At 65.4% G+C, this 19179-nt stretch carries 22 protein-coding genes and 1 pseudogene; 10 read left to right on the top strand and 13 right to left on the bottom strand.

What is annotated here, in order from left to right:
* Positions 1 to 67: 67 nt before the first annotated feature.
* Positions 68 to 253, top strand: coding sequence for a hypothetical protein (locus ACQP0C_RS39395; protein WP_433728594.1), 186 nt, complete (start codon positions 68 to 70; stop codon positions 251 to 253).
* A 12-nt stretch (positions 254 to 265) separates the two neighbouring features.
* Here the strand turns inward: ACQP0C_RS39395 and ACQP0C_RS39390 are convergent, their stop codons facing one another.
* From ACQP0C_RS39390 to ACQP0C_RS39375, 4 genes and pseudogenes are all read right to left on the bottom strand, one after another.
* Positions 266 to 1018, bottom strand: a complete 753-nt coding sequence (locus tag ACQP0C_RS39390) for a DUF427 domain-containing protein (protein ID WP_433728592.1) — start codon at positions 1016 to 1018, stop codon at positions 266 to 268.
* 37 nt (positions 1019 to 1055) lie between these two features.
* Positions 1056 to 1446: pseudogene (locus ACQP0C_RS39385) on the bottom strand (MFS transporter); the annotation flags it as partial.
* 12 nt (positions 1447 to 1458) lie between these two features.
* Entirely contained in the window at positions 1459 to 1932 is a 474-nt protein-coding gene (locus ACQP0C_RS39380; RefSeq protein WP_433728590.1) for an NUDIX domain-containing protein, read from the bottom strand.
* A complete protein-coding gene (locus ACQP0C_RS39375; protein ID WP_433728588.1) occupies positions 1916 to 2680 on the bottom strand; it encodes a hypothetical protein in 765 nt (254 codons plus the stop codon). The genes ACQP0C_RS39380 and ACQP0C_RS39375 overlap by 17 nt, the downstream gene beginning before the upstream one ends.
* Before the next feature lie 377 nt (positions 2681 to 3057).
* On the opposite strand from ACQP0C_RS39375, the gene ACQP0C_RS39370 reads away from it, so the two are divergent.
* Positions 3058 to 3228, top strand: a complete 171-nt coding sequence (locus ACQP0C_RS39370; RefSeq protein ID WP_433728586.1) for a hypothetical protein — start codon at positions 3058 to 3060, stop codon at positions 3226 to 3228.
* 92 nt (positions 3229 to 3320) lie between these two features.
* Here the strand turns inward: ACQP0C_RS39370 and ACQP0C_RS39365 are convergent, their stop codons facing one another.
* From ACQP0C_RS39365 to ACQP0C_RS39340, 6 genes are all read right to left on the bottom strand, one after another.
* Positions 3321 to 3779: a MarR family winged helix-turn-helix transcriptional regulator gene (locus ACQP0C_RS39365; protein WP_433728584.1), complete on the bottom strand. Its 459-nt coding sequence runs from the start codon at positions 3777 to 3779 to the stop codon at positions 3321 to 3323.
* Between the two features lie 150 nt (positions 3780 to 3929).
* Positions 3930 to 4985, bottom strand: a complete 1056-nt coding sequence (locus tag ACQP0C_RS39360) for an acyl-CoA dehydrogenase family protein (protein ID WP_433728582.1) — start codon at positions 4983 to 4985, stop codon at positions 3930 to 3932.
* Positions 4986 to 5118: 133 nt separating this feature from the next.
* Positions 5119 to 6135 (bottom strand): acyl-CoA dehydrogenase family protein, encoded by a 1017-nt coding sequence (locus ACQP0C_RS39355; protein WP_433728580.1) that lies wholly within the window; start codon positions 6133 to 6135, stop codon positions 5119 to 5121.
* A complete protein-coding gene (locus ACQP0C_RS39350; protein ID WP_433728578.1) occupies positions 6132 to 7349 on the bottom strand; it encodes an acyl-CoA dehydrogenase family protein in 1218 nt (405 codons plus the stop codon). The genes ACQP0C_RS39355 and ACQP0C_RS39350 overlap by 4 nt, the downstream gene beginning before the upstream one ends.
* Positions 7349 to 8275, bottom strand: a complete 927-nt coding sequence (locus ACQP0C_RS39345; RefSeq protein ID WP_433728576.1) for an enoyl-CoA hydratase — start codon at positions 8273 to 8275, stop codon at positions 7349 to 7351. Before ACQP0C_RS39345 ends, ACQP0C_RS39350 begins: the two co-directional genes overlap by 1 nt.
* Positions 8275 to 9828, bottom strand: coding sequence for a FadD3 family acyl-CoA ligase (locus ACQP0C_RS39340; RefSeq protein ID WP_433728574.1), 1554 nt, complete (start codon positions 9826 to 9828; stop codon positions 8275 to 8277). Before ACQP0C_RS39340 ends, ACQP0C_RS39345 begins: the two co-directional genes overlap by 1 nt.
* Before the next feature lie 199 nt (positions 9829 to 10027).
* On the opposite strand from ACQP0C_RS39340, the gene ACQP0C_RS39335 reads away from it, so the two are divergent.
* The 6 genes from ACQP0C_RS39335 to ACQP0C_RS39310 all read left to right on the top strand — a co-directional run bounded on the left by ACQP0C_RS39335 (position 10028) and on the right by ACQP0C_RS39310 (position 15942).
* Complete coding sequence (locus ACQP0C_RS39335; protein ID WP_433734786.1) at positions 10028 to 11155, top strand: acyl-CoA dehydrogenase family protein; 1128 nt, start codon at positions 10028 to 10030, stop codon at positions 11153 to 11155.
* A complete protein-coding gene (locus ACQP0C_RS39330; protein WP_433728572.1) occupies positions 11152 to 12048 on the top strand; it encodes an SDR family oxidoreductase in 897 nt (298 codons plus the stop codon). Before ACQP0C_RS39335 ends, ACQP0C_RS39330 begins: the two co-directional genes overlap by 4 nt.
* A gap of 309 nt (positions 12049 to 12357) precedes the next feature.
* Complete coding sequence (locus ACQP0C_RS39325; protein WP_433728570.1) at positions 12358 to 13089, top strand: hypothetical protein; 732 nt, start codon at positions 12358 to 12360, stop codon at positions 13087 to 13089.
* Between the two features lie 38 nt (positions 13090 to 13127).
* Positions 13128 to 13733 carry a TetR/AcrR family transcriptional regulator gene (locus ACQP0C_RS39320; protein ID WP_433681327.1) on the top strand — a complete coding sequence of 202 codons (606 nt, stop codon included), beginning with the start codon at positions 13128 to 13130 and terminating at the stop codon, positions 13731 to 13733.
* An 86-nt stretch (positions 13734 to 13819) separates the two neighbouring features.
* The gene (locus tag ACQP0C_RS39315; protein WP_433728568.1) at positions 13820 to 15007 is read left to right on the top strand and encodes an acetyl-CoA C-acetyltransferase; all 1188 of its coding nucleotides are present in this window, start codon (positions 13820 to 13822) and stop codon (positions 15005 to 15007) included.
* A gap of 350 nt (positions 15008 to 15357) precedes the next feature.
* Complete coding sequence (locus ACQP0C_RS39310) at positions 15358 to 15942, top strand: hypothetical protein (protein WP_433728566.1); 585 nt, start codon at positions 15358 to 15360, stop codon at positions 15940 to 15942.
* A gap of 447 nt (positions 15943 to 16389) precedes the next feature.
* On the opposite strand, the gene ACQP0C_RS39305 is transcribed toward ACQP0C_RS39310, so the two are convergent.
* Entirely contained in the window at positions 16390 to 16851 is a 462-nt protein-coding gene (locus ACQP0C_RS39305; protein WP_433728564.1) for a hypothetical protein, read from the bottom strand.
* Entirely contained in the window at positions 16839 to 17147 is a 309-nt protein-coding gene (locus ACQP0C_RS39300; RefSeq protein WP_433728561.1) for a hypothetical protein, read from the bottom strand. The genes ACQP0C_RS39305 and ACQP0C_RS39300 overlap by 13 nt, the downstream gene beginning before the upstream one ends.
* A 467-nt stretch (positions 17148 to 17614) precedes the next feature.
* Between ACQP0C_RS39300 and ACQP0C_RS39295 the strand changes: the two genes are divergently transcribed.
* Positions 17615 to 18481 (top strand): helix-turn-helix domain-containing protein, encoded by an 867-nt coding sequence (locus tag ACQP0C_RS39295; protein ID WP_433728559.1) that lies wholly within the window; start codon positions 17615 to 17617, stop codon positions 18479 to 18481.
* A complete protein-coding gene (locus ACQP0C_RS39290) occupies positions 18478 to 18684 on the top strand; it encodes a DUF397 domain-containing protein (protein WP_433728556.1) in 207 nt (68 codons plus the stop codon). Before ACQP0C_RS39295 ends, ACQP0C_RS39290 begins: the two co-directional genes overlap by 4 nt.
* 105 nt (positions 18685 to 18789) lie before the next feature.
* Here ACQP0C_RS39290 and ACQP0C_RS39285 read toward each other — a convergent pair whose 3' ends face one another.
* Positions 18790 to 19179, bottom strand: a complete 390-nt coding sequence (locus tag ACQP0C_RS39285) for a YbaB/EbfC family nucleoid-associated protein (protein WP_433728554.1) — start codon at positions 19177 to 19179, stop codon at positions 18790 to 18792.

Here is a 19179-nt window from a genome sequence, read left to right as displayed (position 1 = left end):
CAGTCGAGCTGGCTCATCGTCCCGGCGCGCTGGCCGCCGCGCGGGGCTTTTGTCGAGCTGTAGCTATATGAGCTACATCGGGCTACGCTCGCCGCCAACCACGCTGACCATGGCGGCGAAACGTGATCCGAAACCCCGCCGGGTGGACCTGCTGATCGCGGCAATAGCCTCGTCCCGAGGGCTGCCGCTGTACACCAGGAACAGCAAGGATTTCCGTGGTCTCGAGAGCATGCTCGAGATCGTTCCGGTCTGAAGTGGTGGCGCGTCAGCTGAATGGGGTGTGGGGGCGGGGCTGGAGTTCGCCGTCCACGTAGATATCGACCTTCTCGTTGTAGAAGCAGGCCAGGCCCGCGATCTTCTGGCTTTCCGGCAGTGGGGTGCGGTAGCCCCAGACGATGTCCGGGTATTCCTTGTCCGCGATGTGGACGGTCCAGTATTCGGCGGTGCCTTTGTATGGGCAGCTCGTGTGGGTTCGGGAGGGGCTGAGCAGGTCCATGCGGACATCGGTCAGCGGGAGGTAATACCGCGCGGGAAGGCCGGTTTCGAAGAGGATGCGCGGGGCGTGGGAGTCGGCGACGGTGACGCCGTCGATTTCGACGCGGACGTGGCGTGAGCTGGCGAGGATATCGACCCGCGAATACGGATCGCGCGGGTGAACGTAGACCGGCTCGTCTTCCTCGAACCACTCGTCCATCGAATTCCAGTCCAGCCGCACCAGCTCGTCGAGTTCGGGAATCGGCGAATCATGGTGGCGCAGTGCGGCACCCGGCGCGGTCACACCGTCGAGCACCACATCGTATTCGGTCGCTTCACCGCGACTGGGGGAGTGTTTGGTCTTGCCATTGGGCTCGAGCTTCGCGTGCAGATCCGCGACCGGCAGGTAGTAGGTCGGATAGTGCGGTCCTTCCCATACCAGCACCGGCCGTGTGGTGTCGGCGACCAGCTGTCCGCGCAGGTACACCCGCACCCGTTTCTGCCCGGTCTCGACCTTCACCCGGCCCCGCGTCTGATCAGTCATACCTCCCGACCGTACTCCGCCCGGGTTACCGGGCAGGTCAGTCGCCGACGGTGATCGCCTGCGCCTCATCGACGCCGTGCGGCGCTGGGGCGTGGTCATCGAACTGGACCAGCGCGAAACGCCCGGTGAGCAGCATGAGCACCGTCGCCGCGGTGCACGCCGGACCCCCGGAACGGCAGGCCGATGCTGTGTTCGCTGAGCTTGCCCGCCAGTTACGGCCGCAGCGCCGCCAGCGAAGCGGACGAAACTGTACGCGGCGGATGGCGGTCGCGCGTTCCACCAGCGCCGAGATTATGACGGCCTCGGTGATCGGCGTGTCGTTGATGGCGAGGAACAGGCCCGCCAGGACGGTCCCGACGATCAGCACCGGCTTGTTATCGGCGAATAGCGCTATAACAGGCCAGGTCGGCGGCGAACAGTGCTAGCGCGGCATGCGACGCTCATCCCAGATACGGCGTCGAGCGTTGTTCGGCGTGGTGCTGCAACCGGAGCCGAACCGTCTGGTGTACCGGCAGTGTCTCGAGTTCTTCGAGCCGAAGGAATTTCACTTCTGTCGACTCGGAACTGACCGCGATTCGGCCACCGATCACCCTGCCGTAGAACGTGATGTTGAACTCTTGGCGGATCTCGCCGTCCGCGTAAGCGATCACATGCTGAGGGTCGGTATAGATACCGAGTATCCCGGTGATCTCGATATCCAGTCCGGATTCCTCTTTGGTTTCACGGATCACGCACTGTTCGAGCGTTTCTCCGATCTCCATGATTCCTCCGGGGAACGACCAGTTCCCGGAGTCGCTTCGCCGTTGCATGAGGACGGCCCCCCGGTCGTCAACGACCAGTGCCGAACCTCCGGGAACCAAGCTGTTCGGCCTGGGTGCGTTCGGATCTCGGTAGTAGTCACGCCGTGAGCCCATCGGGATTCACCTCTTGCAGGTACGGGGTTACGGTTCCCCAGATCTGTTCGAATTGGTCTTCGAACGATGCGAACAGCCCGTACGGGGAGAGCTTTCGGAGGTAGAGCGCGGGGTGCTGATACCCCCTCGCTCGAACCAGGTACGGCGTCACCAACATCAGGTCATCGAACCTGAACACCGAGTTGTACAAGTGCGTTGTGTGTAGCCCGATTCGGCATCCGGGGGTCTCGGCAAGGGGGCCGATCATGCTCAGCGCGTTTCGTATCCGTCCGGGCAATGTCCCTTGCATCTGTTCGAGCGCGTCACGCTCGGCTACGTGTGCGGACTCCGGGTCTGCGAAGGCTAGGCGGACGCTCGCGCCATTGCGGCATTTGTCGGCGATCAGATCGGCGGCATCGGGCAACAGTTCGAGGACGAACGGGTAGGCGTAGCCGATGATATCTATTCGCTGAGTAGCGCTCAGTAGCAACGATGTCCAAATCTCGTTGGGCACGTCGGCTCGGTGGGCGTAGGCACCGATGACTTCGGCTGTCGCGGGGGCTCCCGCGCTGATGTCCGGACGAGTGGCAGGCCAGAGACTCGACTCCGATTCGCCGAGCGCACTCGCCACAGCGGCGCGAGTTCGTTTGTGCGGCACCCGACCGGCTAGCCATCGGTTCACGGTTTTCACGTCTACGTTGACGGTCGTCGCGAGCGCGGCGGAGTCGATTTGTGCTCGCAACATCGCCGATTGGAGGCGGTGACTCATACCGAAACGATACCGGGACGTTTAGATGCTTTGAAGTGTCCGGCGAAACGTCCTCCGCGAAGTTCAGGTGTCTGCGGATTGTCCATAGCGTTTGATCCGGCCCCCGTGGCATGTGGCGACAACCGGTCACGGGGTGCCTACCAACATTGGACTACAGGAGTCGAGATGGGCAGGCGCACAAGGCTGTTCGTGTTCCCAGGCGGGGTGTTGGAGGTCGCAGACAACGGCGACACAGACGGTTCGCTATACCTGGAGTTGGCTCCAGCCGATCATGCTCTACCGCAACGGGTTCCGGGTGCTGCCATCGTGAATCACGCTGCCAGCCCTGCCGACGCCGAGACGTGCGCCAAGGTGCTTCGATTGCTCCGGGACCTGCCGTGATCGCGCTCGGCTGGGTTGTCGCGATCGGGCTACCGCTGTCGGTGATCGTTGGAGTGATCGTGTGGCCCGAGCGGATGCCGAAGGATCGCACGGTCTGGGGAATTCGGGAGCGGATCGAACGCGAGGACACGGGCCGGATGAAGCCCGATGCGTCACGGGAGTACTGATCGGCTGGTCAGGCTATTGGAATCGAGAAAACCTTGCGGTGCAGAATTTCTCGGCGCAGCGTTGTCTTGCCTGGCGGCACACGTCGCTTACCTCAGGTCGAATAGTGCTGCGGCGCGGCCTTCTTCAGGGCATCCAGCAGTTCTGCCAGATCTGTTTCCATGCGGGCGAGGCGGTCGGTATCGAACTCGGACAGTCGGGTGGCGAGTGCGGTGCCGAAGGCGCGGCGTGCGCGCTGGAGCCGGTCGCGTCCGGCCGGGGTGAGTTCGACGACGACGGCCCGCGAATCCTGCGGATCCTTGCCTCGGGTGGCGAATCCGTCCGCGACGAGTCGCCCGATCAGCGCCGTTGCCGCCGGTTGCGAACATCGATCGATGCGGGCGAATTCACTGACCCGCACGGCGCCGTGTTCATCGAGCACCGCCAGTGCCCGCATAACGGCCCGCGGCAGGTCCTCGCCGCTGATCACCCCGGCCAGCCGGGTCAGCCGACCGGCGGTGACGAGTAGATTGACGACGCTGTCCTCTGCGGATGTCACCGGTGTCTGCTGCACACCGATATTATTACATAATCTAACTATCTATTCCCAGGGCCTGTCACGGCGTCGCTGACCTGGGCAAACGAAAGCGCCCCTCGGAGAAATCCGCGGGGCGCTGCCGCTGTGCCGCATCGGCCTGACGCGATGCCCTTCGGTCGAGGCCGCCTACGCCGGTTGGGGCAGCGGCCGGTGGGGTGTGCCGAACAACTGGGCGTCGCCATGGGCGCGCTTGAAGAACAGATGTGCGTCGTGCTCCCAGGTGATGGCGATGCCGCCGTGCAACTGCACCATCTCGGCGACGATCGTCGTGAACGCCTCGGAACAGTGCAGGCGAGCCGCCCAGACATCCTCGGCCGCCGATGCCGACCGCTCCGCGACGGCGGTGGTCGCCGCGTATGAGGTGGACTTGGCCGATTCCACCAGCACATACATATCCGCCATGCGGTGCTTGAGCGCCTGGAAGCTGCCGATCGCGCGACCGAACTGCACCCGTGACCTGGTGTACTCGACCGTCAGCTCCAGGCAGCGCTCGGCCGCGCCCACCTGCTCGGCCGCGACTGCGGCCCAGGCGATTTCGTGCAGCCGGGCGATAATCGCGGCGGGATCGCCGGTGCCGAGCTGCCGCGCTGGCACATCGGTGAAGGTGATCTCGGCGAGCTTGCGGGTCGGATCCATGGTCGCGACCGCGCGCCGGGTGACACCGTCCGCCGTCGCATCGACCTCGAACAAACCTGATGCGGTCACCACGACGAGGGTGTCGGCATGCAGACCGTCGAGCACGTAATGGGCCGTGCCGGACAGTGTTGCGCCAACGGCGTGCACCCCGGGCTCATCCCATCCGCTCGCACCCGCCCAGCACACCGCAATCGTTCGGGTGCCCTCGGCGACCTCGGGCAGCAACCGCTCGCACGCAGGGGCATCGTCGGACAGCAGCACCGCCTGCGCGCCGAGTACGGCCGAACCGAGCATGGGGACCCCGGCGAGCGTGCGCCCCAATTCGGTGACCACCAGCAGGGATTCGACCAGGCTCGCACCGAACCCGCCGTATTCCTCCGGAATGGCCAGCGCGCAGACGCCGATCTGTTCGCACAACAGCCGCCACAGCGTCTCGTCATAGCCGAGCTCGGTATCCATTGCCGCACGCACCGACGCCGATCCGCCGTGCTTGGCGAGCAGCGCGCGGACCGAGGCGGTGAACTCATGATGTTCGGTGCTGGTCATACGGTTCCTCGTAGGGTTCGAGCCATCGGCACGTCGTGGGCCGGGCATGCCGCCGGTCGAATGCTGTTCGGGCCGGTCCGGCCGCATCCGACCGCCGGCGAGCCGATGCCGATGGTGCGGTGGGCGGTGCCGATCATGCCGAACCTCGCGGCCCCGCATCGCGCAGTGCCTCGGCGATCCGGGCGCGATGCACATCCGGTGTGCCCCAGGCCGACCGAAGCGCCGTCACTCTGGTCAGCCACAGCGACAGGTCGTACTCGGCGGTGTAGCCGATGGCACCGTGCACCTGTAGCGCCGCACGCGCGGCGCGATAGGCCGCGTCACCGCAGGCGACCACCGCCGCCGAAACGTCGCGGCCGCGGGTGGTCTCGCCCATGGTCAGCGCCGCCCGGTAGAGCAGCGGCTCGGCCAGATCCAGCCCGATCAGCACATCGGCCAACCTCTGCTTGACGGCCTGGAATTCACCGATCGGCTTGCCGAACTGCTTGCGCTGCTTGGCATATTCGGTCGCGGCGGCCAAGAGCGCGCGACCCGCGCCCAGCAGTTGCGCCGCAGTGGCAAGCGCCCCGGTATCGAAAGCAGCAGCGATGGCGGGCAGTACCTGATCGCCCTCGGCCACCACCTCGTCTGCTTCTACAGTGAACAGCCGTCGCGCCGGATCTACCGACCGCACCAGCCCCGTCCGGTGCGCGGTGCGCAGCTGATCACCGTCCGCGATCAGTACCACCTCGGCGGCATCCGCGTCCAATGCGACCGTGCCGTGCGCCGGTGACGCGAATGCCAGCGTGCCCAACGCCGCACCGTCGGCGAAGCCGGGCAGCCAGCGTGCGGCCGGCGCGGTATCCGGAAGGGTCTGCAGCAGTGCGGGTATCGCGGCCGCCGTCTCCACCAGGGGGCCGGGCGCGGCGGACCGGCCGATCTCCTGGAATGCGACGACCAGATCGATCGGCTCCGCGCCCATTCCGCCGTGCCGCTCCTCGATGGCGAGGCCGAGCGCTCCCGCACCGGCCAGCTGTCGGATGAGCCCGCGGCCGGGCTGCGGATCCCCGCTGGCCCAGGACCGTACGGCGGCGGGGGTGCGTCCGGCATCGAGCAGCTTGCGCAGGCTGGTGCCGAAGTCGAGTTGTTCCGGGCTGAGCGCGAATCTCATCGGCTGCTCCCTCTCGGTAATCCGAGCAGCCGCTCGGCGATGATATTGCGCTGAATCTCGTTGGTACCGGCGTAGATCGGACCGGACAGCGAGAACAGATAGCCGTCGGTCCACGGCCCGGATCGTTCGGCCGCGCCGCCGAGTACCTCCAGTGCGGTCTCGTGCATGGCGATATCGAGTTCGGACCAGAACACCTTGGTGATCGACGATTCCGCGCCGAGCTTGCCGCCCTCGTTCAGTCGGGTGACCGTGCCGAAGGTGTGCAGTCGGTAGGCCTCGCTGCCGATCCAGGCGTCGACCACCGCATCGCGCTGCGCGGTATTGGTGTGATCGCCGGTATCGAGCCACAGGTCGATCAGCCGCTGCGCGGTCGCGCTGAACCGGCCCGGACTGCGCAGCGACAGCCCGCGCTCATTGCTCGAGGTGCTCATCGCGACCCGCCAGCCGTCACCGGGCTCGCCGATCACATCGCGATCCGGCACGAAGACATCGTCGAGGAAGATCTCCGCGAATCCGGGCTCACCGTCCAACTGCGGAATCGGCCGCACCGAGACACCGTCGGCGGAGAGCGGGAACATCACGTAGGTGAGTCCGCGGTGGCGTCCCTGGCGGCTGCGGTCAGGCCCGGAGGCGGCAGCCTGCGTAACCACGGAGGGCCCCGCATCCGCCGCATCGGGCACAGCCTCGGGATCACTGCGGAACAATCCGAAGGCCCAGTCCGCGAACGACGCTCGCGAACTCCAGGTCTTCTGTCCGCTCAGCAGCCAGCCGCCGGTGGTGCGGCGCGCGGTCGAGCGGATACCGGCCAGATCGCTGCCCGCCTCCGGCTCGGACCAGGCCTGCGCCCAGATATCGTCGCCGCGCGCCATCCGCGGCATGATCCGGTCCAACTGCTCCGGGGTGCCGTGCTCGAAAAGCGTCGGTGCCAAGAGGAAGATGCCATTCTGGCTGACCCGCCCCGGCGCAGCGGCGGCGTAATACTCCTGCTCGAAGAGCACCCACTCCAGCAGCGAGGCGTCGCGTCCGCCGTACTCCCGCTGCCAGGAGACGACCGACAGGCGTGCGTCGGCGAGGGTGCGTTCCCATTCGCGATGTGCCTCGAAACCGGCCTTGGTATCCATGGAGGGCAGCGGTTTCGCGGGTTTATTGGCGGCGAGGAATTCGCGAACTTCCTGTTGGAATTCGCGGGTCGCCTGATCGAGATCCAGATCCACTACGTTGTCCCGTTCTGCTCGGACGTCGACTTGGTGGTCACCGAGGCCGATGCGGAGGCCGAAGCGGTCGCGGTGCTCTTCATCGACTTGGCGTTCATGCCGCCGAGTGAATCCGCGCCGACCTCGGCATTGTGTGCGTGCGCGAAATGGTGCAGGCCGAATGCCGAATCCATGCCCGCGCGCATACCCATCAGATCCTCGGCCTGGTTGACCGCCTTCTTGGTCAGCGCCAGCCCGAATTGCGGCATGGTGGCGATCTTTTCGGCCAGCGCGAGGGTTTCGGTTTCGAGTTCGGCGCGCGGCACGACGCGATTGACCATGCCCCATTCCTTGGCCTGGGCCGCATCGAAGCGGTCCCCGGTGAACAGGAATTCCTTGGCCGCGCGCGGCCCCATCACCCACGGGTGCGCGAAATACTCCACACCCGGAATGCCCATGCGGACAACGGGATCGGAGAAGAACGCGTCATCGGAGGCGATAATGAGATCGCAGACCCAGGCCAGCATGAGCCCGCCTGCGATACACGCGCCCTGCACCATCGCGATGGTCGGCTTGGGGATTTCCCGCCAGCGCCGGCACATCCCCAGGTACACCTCGGTTTCGCGAGCGAAGCGCTGATCGCCGCCGACCCGGTCGACATGGTCCCACCACAGCGTGGCCTTGTTCTGATAGCGCACATGGTGATCGCGCCCCGGCGTGCCGATGTCATGGCCCGCGCTGAAATGTTTTCCGTTGCCCGCCAGGACGATCACCTTGACCTCGGCGTCTTCGACGGCACGCTCGAACGCGGCATCGAGGGCATAGGTCATCACCGAATTCTGCGCGTTGCGGTAGTCCGGCCGGTTCAGCGTGACGATCGCGATCGGGCCGCGCCGCTCATAGATGACGACGTCGCCCTCATCGGGAACACCGTTCTCGTCGGACATTACGACTTCTCCTCACGTAGTTGACGCTTGAGCACTTTCCCGGCCGCGCTATAGGGCAGTTGGTCCCGGAATTCGATGAATCGGGGCACCTTGAAATTGGCCAGCACGGTGCTCGCGTGCGCGCGCACCTGCTCCTCGGTGAGCGCGGCACCCGGCTTGCGCACCACGAATGCCTTGCCCACCTCACCCATTCGGGTATCCGGCACTCCGATGACCGCGGATTCGGCCACGCCGTCGAGCCGGGCCAATGCCTGCTCGATCTCGGCCGGATACACATTGAAACCGCCGGAGATGTACATATCCTTGAGCCGGTCGGTGATCTTCAGGTATCCGCGCTCGTCGAGCGTGCCGATATCGCCGGTGTGCAGCCAGCCCTCGGCATCGATGGTTTCGGCGGTGCTTTCCGGATCGTTGAGGTAGCCGAGCATCACATTCGGCCCGCGCAGCAATACCTCGCCTGCTGGGCTCAGCCGCAATTCGAAATCGGCGATCGGGCGGCCACAGGTGCCCGCGATGGTGGCGGCATCGTCATCGGCGCGGCACATGGTGCCGAATCCGGCCGCCTCGGACAGTCCATAGCCGGTGATGACCACAGTGAAATCGAGTTCCGAGCGCATGCGCTCGACCAGTACCACCGGCACGGTCGCGGCACCGGTCACCGCGACGCGCAAGGTGCTCAGGTCGTAGTTGTCCCGGTCCGGGAAGTCGAGAATGGTCTGGTAGATGGTCGGCGGTCCGGGCAGCACGGTGATCTTCTCGTCGCCGACCAGGCGCATGGTCGCGGGCACATCGAAGGTCGCCTGCGGAATGATCGTCGCGCCGGTCACCAGGCAGGCGAGTATGCCCGCCTTGTAGCCGAAGTTGTGGAAGAACGGGCTGACGACCAGATAGCGATCGGAGCCGGTCAAGGTGGTGCACTCGGCCCACGCCCGCACCACCGACAGCGCCTGCCGATGCGCGACCAGGGTGCCCTTGCTGCGTCCGGTGGTGCCGGAGGTGAACAGGATGTCGGAAATATCCTCGGGGTCGACGCCCTCGGCGCGCCGCACGGCATCGGCCACGGAGACCGATTCGGCGATATCGGCGAGCTGTGACCAGTTGACGGCCGCGGCGTCGGTGGTTTCGGTGCTCGGCTCCACCGGGATGACCACCACCGTGTCGATACGCAATTCCGGTGCGGCGGCGCGCAATTCGGCGAGCCGATCCCGGCCGAGGAAGGTTCCGGCGATGAACAGCGCCTTGGCCTCGACGCGCTCGAGCACATCGGCGGCCTCATCGGCGACATAGCGGGTATTGAGCGGCACCAGGGCCGCGCCCGCGTAGTGCGCGCCCAGCGCGGCGACCACCCAGTGGTAGGTGTTCGGCGCCCACATGGCGACCCGGTCGCCCGACTGCACGCCGCGGGCGATGAGCGCCCGCGCCACCTCCTGCACCGCCGTCAGCAACTGCGTCCAGTCGAGCCGGACCGCGCCGTCGCCGAGGGCGGGCGCGGCGCCGAAGGTGCGCGCGGCATCGTGCAGTGCCATGGGTGTCGTTTGTGCAGGGGTTGTCACGGTTGTCCTCACCGTCGGCGGGGTCTTTTGCTGCCTTTGCTCGATCAAAGTGGTCAGCCTCTAACAAAGCAAGTGCTTGGTAGGTTATCCTACCGGCGTGGGTGCGATCCAGACAGCAGATTCCGACAAGGGGCGCGGGCCCGAAGGGCAGGGGGGTGGGGACAACACTGCCGCACAGGACGCGCGGTTTTCCGCGGAAGTGCGCGAGTGGTTGGCCGAGAACCTCAACGGCGAGTTCCGCGCACTGCGCGGACTCGGCGGGCCCGGTCGCGAGCACGAGGCCTTCGAGGAACGGCTCGCCTGGGACCGGCGCCTGGCCGCGTCCGGGTGGACCTGTCTCGGCTGGCCCAAGGAATGGGGTGGCCGCGAGGCATCGGTGCGCCAGCAGGTGATCTTCCATGAGGAGTACGCCAAAGCGAATGCGCCAGCACGGGTTTCCCATGTCGGTGAGGAACTGCTCGGCCCGACTGTGCTCGCCTTCGGAACCCAGGCGCAGAAACAACGGTTCCTGCCCGGGGTCCGGAATGTGACCGAGCTGTGGTGCCAGGGCTACTCCGAACCCGGCGCTGGCTCGGATCTGGCCGCCATTGCCACCAGCGCCCATCTCGACGGCGACGAATGGTCGATCAACGGCCAGAAGATCTGGACCTCCCTGGCCCATGTGGCCGACTGGTGCTTCGTGGTCGCGCGCACCGAAAAGGGGTCGACCCGGCACAAGGGCCTGTCCTACCTGCTGGTTCCCATGCATCAGCCGGGTATCGAGGTCCGCCCGATCATCCAGTTGACCGGCACCTCGGAATTCAACGAGGTCTTCTTCGACAATGCGCGCACCGCCGCGGACCTGGTCGTCGGCGATCCGGGCGACGGCTGGCGCATCGCCATGGGCACGCTGACCTTCGAGCGCGGCATCTCCACCCTCGGCCAGCAGATCCGGTTCGCCCGCGAACTCGCCGATATCGAGGCGCTGGCCCGCCGCACCGGCGCGGCCGACGACCCGCTCATCGCCGACCGGATCGATAAGGCGTGGGTCGGCCTGCGTGTGCTGCGCGCGCACGCGCTGCGCACCATGGGTGATACGACCGCCGACGACGGCGGACAGGCCTCGGTCTCCAAGCTGCTGTGGGCCAATTGGCATCGCGGCCTCGGCGAACTCGCCATGGCCGTGCTCGGCCCCGCCGGACTGGTCGCCGATGCGGACGATCTCAATGAATGGCAGCGGCTGTATCTGTTCACCCGCGCCGATACGATCTACGGAGGTTCGAACGAAGTGCAGCGCAATATCATCGCCGAGCGCGTGCTCGGGTTGCCGCGGGAGGCTCGCAAATGAGTGCAGCATCGCGAAGCGATTCGATGAGGGGTGGCGGTCGGGTGACGGGTGGGCGTGCAGCATCGCGAAGCGATTCCAGCGGTCCGGAGACGGGTGGGCGAGGACCGCTTTCCGTTGCGCCGCAGCCCATTCCGGGCCACGGTCTGCTGACCGGGCGCACTGCGGTGATCACCGCCGCCGCGGGCACCGGGATCGGGTCGGCCACCGCGCGCAGGCTGCTCGCCGAGGGCGCGGATGTCGTCGTATCCGATTGGCACGAGCGGCGACTGGCCGAAACCGAGGTCGAACTGAAGGCCGAATTCCCGGATCGCCGGGTCGCATCGATCGCCTGTGATGTGCAGAGCACCGAACAGGTCGATGAGCTGATCCGCGGTGCGGCAACGGCATTGGGCCGCATCGACATCATGGTCAACAATGCCGGACTCGGCGGCGAGACCCCGGTCGTGGATATGACCGACGAGCAGTGGGATCGCGTCCTCGACATCACCCTCAACGGCACCTTCCGCTGCACCCGCGCGGCCCTCGGCTACTTCCGCGACGCGGGCCACGGCGGCGTCATCGTGAACAACGCCAGCGTGCTCGGCTGGCGCGCGCAATACGGCCAGGCCCACTACGCCGCCGCCAAGGCGGGCGTGATGGCCCTGACCCGCTGCAGCGCCGTCGAGGCCGCCCAATTCGGTGTCCGGATCAATGCGGTCGCCCCGAGCATCGCCAGGCACGCCTTCCTGGACAAGGTCAGCTCGACCGAACTGCTCGACCGCCTCTCCGAGGGCGAAGCCTTCGGCCGCGCCGCGGAACCATGGGAAGTGGCCGCCACCATCGCCATGCTGGCGAGTGACTACACCTCCTATCTCACAGGCGAAGTGGTCTCGATCAGCAGCCAGCGCGCCTGATCAACCCGGCTGCCACAGAGCGAGTCTTACGAGCGACGTTCGCGGCCCGTCTCGCGTCCGAGTCGTCGAAGCGCATGCGACGAAGTCGCGAGTCTCGACGGCTCGGACGCGAGACAAAAGGGGGCCGCGAACACGCCGCGCGCATGCGCGGCAAATCCAACACAGCGCAGTAGTGCGATCGCCTTTCGGCCACTGCGACCTTGGACCTCTAGTGGGCGTCTGATCAGGTAAAAAAGGTCGGGACGTGGCGCAGCCAGGTGTGCCATGCTGGGTATGGTCGGATCCCGCACTCTCTAAGGGGCGATGGCTATGGGCCCGGATCGCCCACATGCCCGCGAACAACTGGAACTCGAGTTGGTCCGCGAAGTCGTGCTGACCAGGCGACGGCTGGACAGCTTGGTGCTAGCGGCGCTCACCCTCGGCGCCGAACTCATGGACCACACCTCCGAACGCGCGACCGCGACCAGGGCGGCCCAAATTCTCGAACAATATGCCGTCGACGAAACCGCGGTCGCCCGCGATCCGCGCGGCGCGTTGCGTGCCGATATGGCGCGAGATCACGCGCGCGCCAGCCGAATCGGACTCGCCGCCGAATCGGGTGCCGGTTCGGAACAGGACCGTCGACGGCGACGGCAGACGGCATTGTTGTGTGAAGTGCGAGCGGATCTGCTCGACGTTGTTCGCAAATGCCGCAAATTCCGCTTCGATCGCGTCGCATTCGCCGATGAGATCGCGCAGGGCCTGTGCGCCGCCACCGACAAGCTGGTCGTCGGCGCCGATATGGACACCTACCGCGCCTGGCAGCGCGGCATGGTTCTCAAACTCATCGAGGAACCGGCCCAGTTCGGTCCGCCGCGGGTAATGGCCACCGTCGATGCTGGTCCCGATCGCGGCCCGCTTACCGTCGAATGGGACAGCTGTGAGCGCCGACTCGCATTGGTGGCCCGGATGGCGCGTGCGGGGATTTCACCGGTGGTGATCTGCGATCGCCTGCTGGCGGATCTGTCGGTGTCCTCGCCGCTGCGCTATTCCATGCGCTGATACCTCCCGGGTTCCCCAAGCAAATGCTTGGTTGTATTATGGCCCGTGTGACCGCATCAGACGCCTCGAAATCCGCACGGCGCAATGAACTGCTCGCGCTCGCGGCCCAACTGTTCGCCGAGCGTGGACTGCGTGCGACGACCGTGCGCGATATCGCCGATGCGGCCGGGATTCTATCGGGGAGCCTCTATCACCACTTCGATTCCAAGGAGTCGATGGTCGATGAGATTCTGCGCGGCTTCCTCGACGATCTGTTCGGGCGGTACCGGGAGATCGTCGCGTCCGGGCTGAGCTCGCGAGATACCTTGGAAGCCTTGGTGATCGCCTCCTATGAATCCTTCGACCGCTCGCACGCGGCGGTGGCGATCTATCAGGCCGAGGCCAAGCGGCTGCGCGATTCGGAGCGGTTCACCTATATCGCGGACTACAACCGCGAATTCCGTGAGCTGTGGCACCGGGTACTGATCAATGGCGTCGAGGACGGCAGCTTCCGGCCGGAACTCGACGTCGAACTGGCCTACCGATTCCTGCGCGACACGGTGTGGGTTGCGGTGCGGTGGTACGAGCCCGGCGGCTCGATCACCGTCGAGAATCTCGCCAAGCAGTACCTGACCATCGTGCTCGACGGCCTCACCGTGCCGTAAGTCCATTTCGGCGGTCGGTGGTTATCCGAGCACCGCCTCCGGGCCCGTCGCTTCCGGCCGGGCAGCACACCAACTAGGAGTTCTAGATGTCAGCACCATCCGCTCGCCGCCCATACGCCCCGCTGCGGGACGCCTATGTGATCGATGCCGTGCGCACCCCGGTCGGCAAGCGCAATGGCGCGCTGGCCGCGGTGCATCCGGCCGATCTCGGTGCGGCGGCGCTGCGAGGTCTGCTGGACCGCAATCCGATCGACCCGGCGATGGTCGACGATGTGATCGTCGGCTGTGTCGACAATATCGGCCCGCAGGCGGGCAATATCGGCCGCACCATGTGGCTGACCGCCAGTTATCCGGAGGAGGTGCCCGGAGTCACCGTCGACCGGCAGTGCGGATCCTCCCAGCAGGCAATCAATTTCGCCGCGCAGGCCATTATGAGCGGCACGGCCGAGGTGGTCGTCGCGGGCGGTGTGCAGAATATGAGCGCCATTCCGATCTCGGCGGCCATGCTGGCGGGTAAGGAGTACGGGTTCGATTCGCCGTTCGTCGGTGCGCAGGGCTGGGACCATCGCTATGGCACCGGCGAGGTTTCGCAGTTCAACGGCGCGCAGATGATCGCCGACAAGTGGAATATCAGCCGAGAAGAGATGGAGCGCTGGGCATTGCGCAGCCATGAGCGCGCTCGCGATGCCATCAAGAACGGCCGCTTCGATCGGGAGATCGTGCCGGTCGGCGAATTCTGGATCGACCAGTGTCCGCGCGAGACCACGCTGGAGAAGATGGCGTCACTGCCGGTGCTCGCCGAGGGCGGAACGCTGACCGCCGCGGTCGCCAGCCAGATCTCCGACGGTGCGAGCGCGACCCTGCTCGCCTCCGAATGGGCCGTCGAGGCCTACGGATTGCGCCCGCGCGCCCGCATCCACCACGTGAGCGCCCGCGGCGCCGACCCGATCATGATGCTCACCGGCCCCATCCCCGCCACCAAGTGGGCATTGGAGAAGACCGGCCTGACCATCGACGATATCGATGTCATCGAGATCAACGAGGCCTTCGCCCCCGTCGTACTCGCCTGGCTGCGCGAAACCGGCGCCGATCCGGACAAGGTGAACGTCAACGGCGGCGCGATCGCCCTCGGCCACCCCCTCGGCGCCACCGGCGCAAAGCTTTTCGCCACCCTCCTCAACGAACTCGAACGCGTCAACGGCCGCTACGGCCTGCTCACCATCTGCGAAGGCGGCGGCACCGCGAACGCAACAATCATCGAACGCCTCAGCTGAGCGTCATCGTATGTCTTAGCTGAGAGCCCTTCGTCAACTCCGGCTGAGTAACCAAAGGCCGCCTCCTGGAAGCGATTCCAGGGGCGGCCTTTCGGCGTTTCCGTCCCTGTGCGACGGCTGCTCAAACGACCGCACGTCCTTGTAGTAACTGCACCCCTCGTGGAGCCTGTTGCCGAATCAGCGCGGATTGTTGGTGGACCGGCTGTGTTGATCCTGGGACTATTCCGCGTAGCCAGTGGCTAGTTGGCGGGCGGCACAGTTGTGTAGTTGGCGCCGCTCGCGGGGGGTGGAGCTTGCGGTACCCAGTGCTGGGGATAGCCGATCGATCGCCTGTTTGGTGAGATGCTCTCGTGTCGGATCGCCAACATCTGAACGGCAGTGAGGCAGCGGTGCGTGGCGATATCGCCACCTTCGCCCAGCTTGCTGGCGTCTCTTGCGCCACGACAGGCCCCGCGTGTGATTGGGAGCAGTCCCAGTCCGTTTTCGGCGTTGCGCTGCCGGAAGACTACCGAGCCTTTGTCGACGCCTTCGGTGCCGGAACAGTGGGTGATCGACTCACACTGCTGACGCCCTGGCCCGAGCTCGGAACTGGGAAACCGGTCCTGGGAGGCTGGCGGGACGTGGCCGCCGAGATCGGCTCGATCCTGCGCGGACACCGGTCGGAATACCCCGAGTACTTTCCCTATGCCTTCTATCCCGAATCCGGCGGCCTGCTCAACTGGGCTCAGGGTGTCGGCGGCGAGCAGTGCTTCTGGCTGACCGAGGATCCCGATCCCAGTGCCTGGCCGATCGTGATATGGGACAAGGCTGAGTGGTATCGCTATGGTCCCGGGACAGTAGCGTTGCTCATCCGAGCCTTGAGTGGGGACGATCCGTTTCTCACGGAGTTGATCCGATCCGATCCTGACTCTGCGGCCTGGACGCCGAGCGACTGACAAGCGGCCACACGAGCTGCTTTGTGGTTCCCGCCAAGCCCCTTCACTCTGATTCTCCGGGGCCTTCATCGAATCTCGCATCGGCTGCGACCTGCCCGTGAGCCATGGCCCGAGCGGTTGCCTCCGGTCCCCGCGTGACTAGACCGGTTGCCCGCTCCTGGTTTGTGTCACCAGGTGCCCCCTCGACCTGAAGGTCAGCCAGGTGCAGCACAGTCACCGAGCGCGAAAAGTCCACCAGCGCAGACGGATAACTGTCGCGCTACCGTCCATAGTCCAACTTGTTAGTCTTGATGCAAGTCGTATGCCAACGCTCGGCCAGCTGCAACGACCGACTGTGGAAGCAACGGCGACTGGTCGCGATCCCGCTGTCGCAACTCTGCGGCCGTGTACTGCTCGAACCTCCTCCCCTTCTTCGATTGCGGACAGAGCCTGGCCGGTGTCTCCGGCTCAGCGTTCCAGATACAAGCGTTCATTGGGCAACCGAGGCAGTCCCCTTGCGTCGCCAGGGATTACGTTCACGGCGTCGGAATAGTGACGCTTTCGATGATCACGCATAAACTCCAGCGCGGCGGTGAGGCATGCGGCGAAGTCGAACCGCGCACCGTGCAGGAACACCGAGAGGTGAACATCGGGGTCACTCGGTCGCGGAGATACGTTCGCGCTCATGGCATCTCGCGATCTACAACACTGCTGGACGGGGATTGCATCGGCCTTTTCCGATTCGGCGTCCGCGTCGGAGATCCACCAGTCCTCGAGCTGGATCAGTGAGCCGTCCGCGGCTTCGTACACAGGGAAGCTGTCATCAGGGGCGAGCGCGAGTTTCTGACGCGTCTCTTCATTGAACTGCTCGAGTAATGCACTTACGGACGGGGCGATTTCGTTCGGGTGTGACGGAATTACCTCGGACATATCTGGGAACTCCTCACACCCAGCAACGCGGCCCAGTAGTCCGAACGGACCGCATCCCACAGATCAAGATGCCCGGGGAACGCGGCCCGGGCTTCCCACAGGTTCGGCGGTCCGTCGAATATCACCAGACCCCGCTGCGCGGCGGGAAGCTCGGTCCCGCTGGGCCAACGGTGGGCCGCAGACGCGTCGGCCCGGTTCTGCATGGTGATGACTTGGCATTCGCGCTGCACAAGCCGCCAGGTGGCAATCTTGCGGCCGTCCGGTGATTCGGTGGTACGCAACCGATCTCGGTTCATCACGAAACCTCACCGTTGGCGCGCCCGATGCCGGGGGACTCGACACCCCGGCACCGGGACGATTCTTCGGGGTCGGTCTGGCAGTCCAACCGGACGATTGCATCCATCACGAGAGCGATCACTTCGGCGGGTGGCGGCTGCCACCACCCTCGGACCTCGGGCCGAGGCGGGCCGACGAACGGAACTCGTTGCGGTAGTGCGTTGTCCGGCATCGTCCGACCTCCGGGGTACGTCGACTGTGGCTTAGGTGCGCCCGGCCCCTGAAAACTGCTGGAGGGGGAAGCGCTATCGCTCCGGGCGACACATCCAGTAGACGCCCCGTCGTATGCGATTGGGGTACTCCAAACAGAGAATTTGACGACTTTTCCGCGATACTCCAGTTAGCCCGTCGAGTGCGCTCCAGAATGGAGGGCGGAAGTACTCCAGTTCGGAGCATCACCGGTATCGGCGCTAACGAAAGGTCGCCCATGGCAACGGGTTCCACCTTCCCAGCAAGGATGCTTGGCAGGCAGTTACGAAGGCTTCGAAACGAAGCCGGGATTGCCAAGACGGACGCGGAGAAGGCGCTAGGGGTTTCAGCGAACACAATCTGGCGCATCGAGTCTGGCCAGTCCACGCGGCTTTCCAGACCGCAGGTCCGCGAACTTTGCGATCTGTACAACGCAGAGCCGGATATCCGAGATGTCTTGTTCGAACTCGTCGGCGAGCTGGGCAAGCCTGGTTGGTGGCACGCGTACGGGGGCGCATACGAGCGGCGCTTCGACATGTACCTCGCACTCGAAGAAGCGGCCGACCGTTTGACGACCTTCCAGCTAACGCTGCTTCCCGGCCTGGTGCAGACGCGTGACTACCGGCGGGCCGTCATGTGGGCCGCATACCCGCAGATGTCGCAATACGAAGTCGAGCGCCGAGTAGAGCTGGCTGCACGGCGTCAACTTCGGCTACAAGATCCCCGATTGACGATGGAAGTCCTGCTCAGCGAGTCGGCCTTGCTTCACCACGTCGGCGGTCGGGCGGTGATGGCCGATCAGCTCCGCCATCTCGCCCGACTCTCCGAGCAAGTCAACGTGTCGGTTCGGGTTGTACCGCTGACGGTTTGCCACATCGGATTGCAGACCGGCCCATTCGTCTTGCTGGAGTTTCCGAAGCACAAACGTGATGGGTGGTCAGAGCCTCCAGTTGTGTATGTTGAGTCGTACATGGGTGCGCGATACATGGAGACCGACGAAGAGATCGGACAATACCGCATCGGGAGCGACGAGATCCGGCGCGTTGCGTTGGACGCCGAGGCGTCTCGACGCCTGTTTTTGGAAAGAACAGAGGAGTTTGAGTGACCGTCGATCTGTCTGGGGCAGGCTGGTTCAAGAGCAGCCGGAGCGCCAACCAAGATGCGTGTGTGGAGGTTGCACACCTCGACGGGGGCATGGTCGGAGTACGTGACTCGAAGAACCCAACCGGCCCAGCGCTCATGTTCACTCCGGCCGAGTGGGACGCCTTCACAGCTGGTGTGGCTGATGGGGAGTTCGAGCGACCGTAGCTCTGGAAGCGGTATATGGCCGCCCCGAAGGCGGCGGATAGCGGATTTAGGCAGTTGCCTCATACGTCTGCGAGTTTCCCCGACGAACCGTTCGCCGCAAAGGGCTCACGTGTTGTGGCTTCGTGTGGCCCCGCGCCGGGAAGCGGCTGTCTCGTCGAGCAATCGTCGTGACGCTGACAGCGTTTCGGCGATGCGTGGGTCACTCGTCAGGGGCGCTGCTGCTTCCGCGGCTTGCTGGGCGGCCGCCTTCTCGGCTCGTTTCATCGTCTCTACCAATGCTCGCGCCAGCCCGACTTCGCCGAGTCGCAGTGCTTGTGGGGTCAGCCGAATGTCGAGCACATGCCCGCGCGCGTCGACGGTCACTCCCAATTCACCATTGCGCGATGGTACGCGGACGCGGATCTGTTCCAGCGCTGCCTGCACCGAGCGCGTCTTCCGCTCCAGATCCGCGACGACCTCGCGCTGCTGCGCTTCCCATGCGGTGCGCTCGGTCAT

The sequence above is a fragment of the Nocardia sp. CA-129566 genome, assembly GCF_050956075.1.
Lineage (GTDB): Bacteria > Actinomycetota > Actinomycetes > Mycobacteriales > Mycobacteriaceae > Nocardia.
The sequence above is the reverse complement of the archived record's forward strand: the minus strand, read 5'-3'. Positions and strand labels throughout refer to the sequence as shown.

Excerpts from the sequence above, each read along its gene's own strand:
- ACQP0C_RS39345 (WP_433728576.1), bottom strand. The coding sequence starts at position 8,275 with ATGTCCGACGAGAACGGTGTTCCCGATGAGGGCGACGTCGTCATCTAT.
- ACQP0C_RS39325 (WP_433728570.1), top strand. The coding sequence starts at position 12,358 with ATGGGCCCGGATCGCCCACATGCCCGCGAACAACTGGAACTCGAGTTG.
- ACQP0C_RS39320 (WP_433681327.1), top strand. The coding sequence starts at position 13,128 with ATGGCCCGTGTGACCGCATCAGACGCCTCGAAATCCGCACGGCGCAAT.
- ACQP0C_RS39330 (WP_433728572.1), top strand. The coding sequence starts at position 11,152 with ATGAGTGCAGCATCGCGAAGCGATTCGATGAGGGGTGGCGGTCGGGTG.
- ACQP0C_RS39315 (WP_433728568.1), top strand. The coding sequence starts at position 13,820 with ATGTCAGCACCATCCGCTCGCCGCCCATACGCCCCGCTGCGGGACGCC.
- ACQP0C_RS39355 (WP_433728580.1), bottom strand. The coding sequence starts at position 6,135 with ATGAGATTCGCGCTCAGCCCGGAACAACTCGACTTCGGCACCAGCCTG.
- ACQP0C_RS39285 (WP_433728554.1), bottom strand. The coding sequence starts at position 19,179 with ATGACCGAGCGCACCGCATGGGAAGCGCAGCAGCGCGAGGTCGTCGCG.
- ACQP0C_RS39395 (WP_433728594.1), top strand. The coding sequence starts at position 68 with ATGAGCTACATCGGGCTACGCTCGCCGCCAACCACGCTGACCATGGCG.
- ACQP0C_RS39360 (WP_433728582.1), bottom strand. The coding sequence starts at position 4,985 with ATGACCAGCACCGAACATCATGAGTTCACCGCCTCGGTCCGCGCGCTG.
- ACQP0C_RS39390 (WP_433728592.1), bottom strand. The coding sequence starts at position 1,018 with ATGACTGATCAGACGCGGGGCCGGGTGAAGGTCGAGACCGGGCAGAAA.
- ACQP0C_RS39295 (WP_433728559.1), top strand. The coding sequence starts at position 17,615 with ATGGCAACGGGTTCCACCTTCCCAGCAAGGATGCTTGGCAGGCAGTTA.
- ACQP0C_RS39380 (WP_433728590.1), bottom strand. The coding sequence starts at position 1,932 with ATGGGCTCACGGCGTGACTACTACCGAGATCCGAACGCACCCAGGCCG.
- ACQP0C_RS39300 (WP_433728561.1), bottom strand. The coding sequence starts at position 17,147 with ATGAACCGAGATCGGTTGCGTACCACCGAATCACCGGACGGCCGCAAG.
- ACQP0C_RS39375 (WP_433728588.1), bottom strand. The coding sequence starts at position 2,680 with ATGAGTCACCGCCTCCAATCGGCGATGTTGCGAGCACAAATCGACTCC.
- ACQP0C_RS39305 (WP_433728564.1), bottom strand. The coding sequence starts at position 16,851 with ATGTCCGAGGTAATTCCGTCACACCCGAACGAAATCGCCCCGTCCGTA.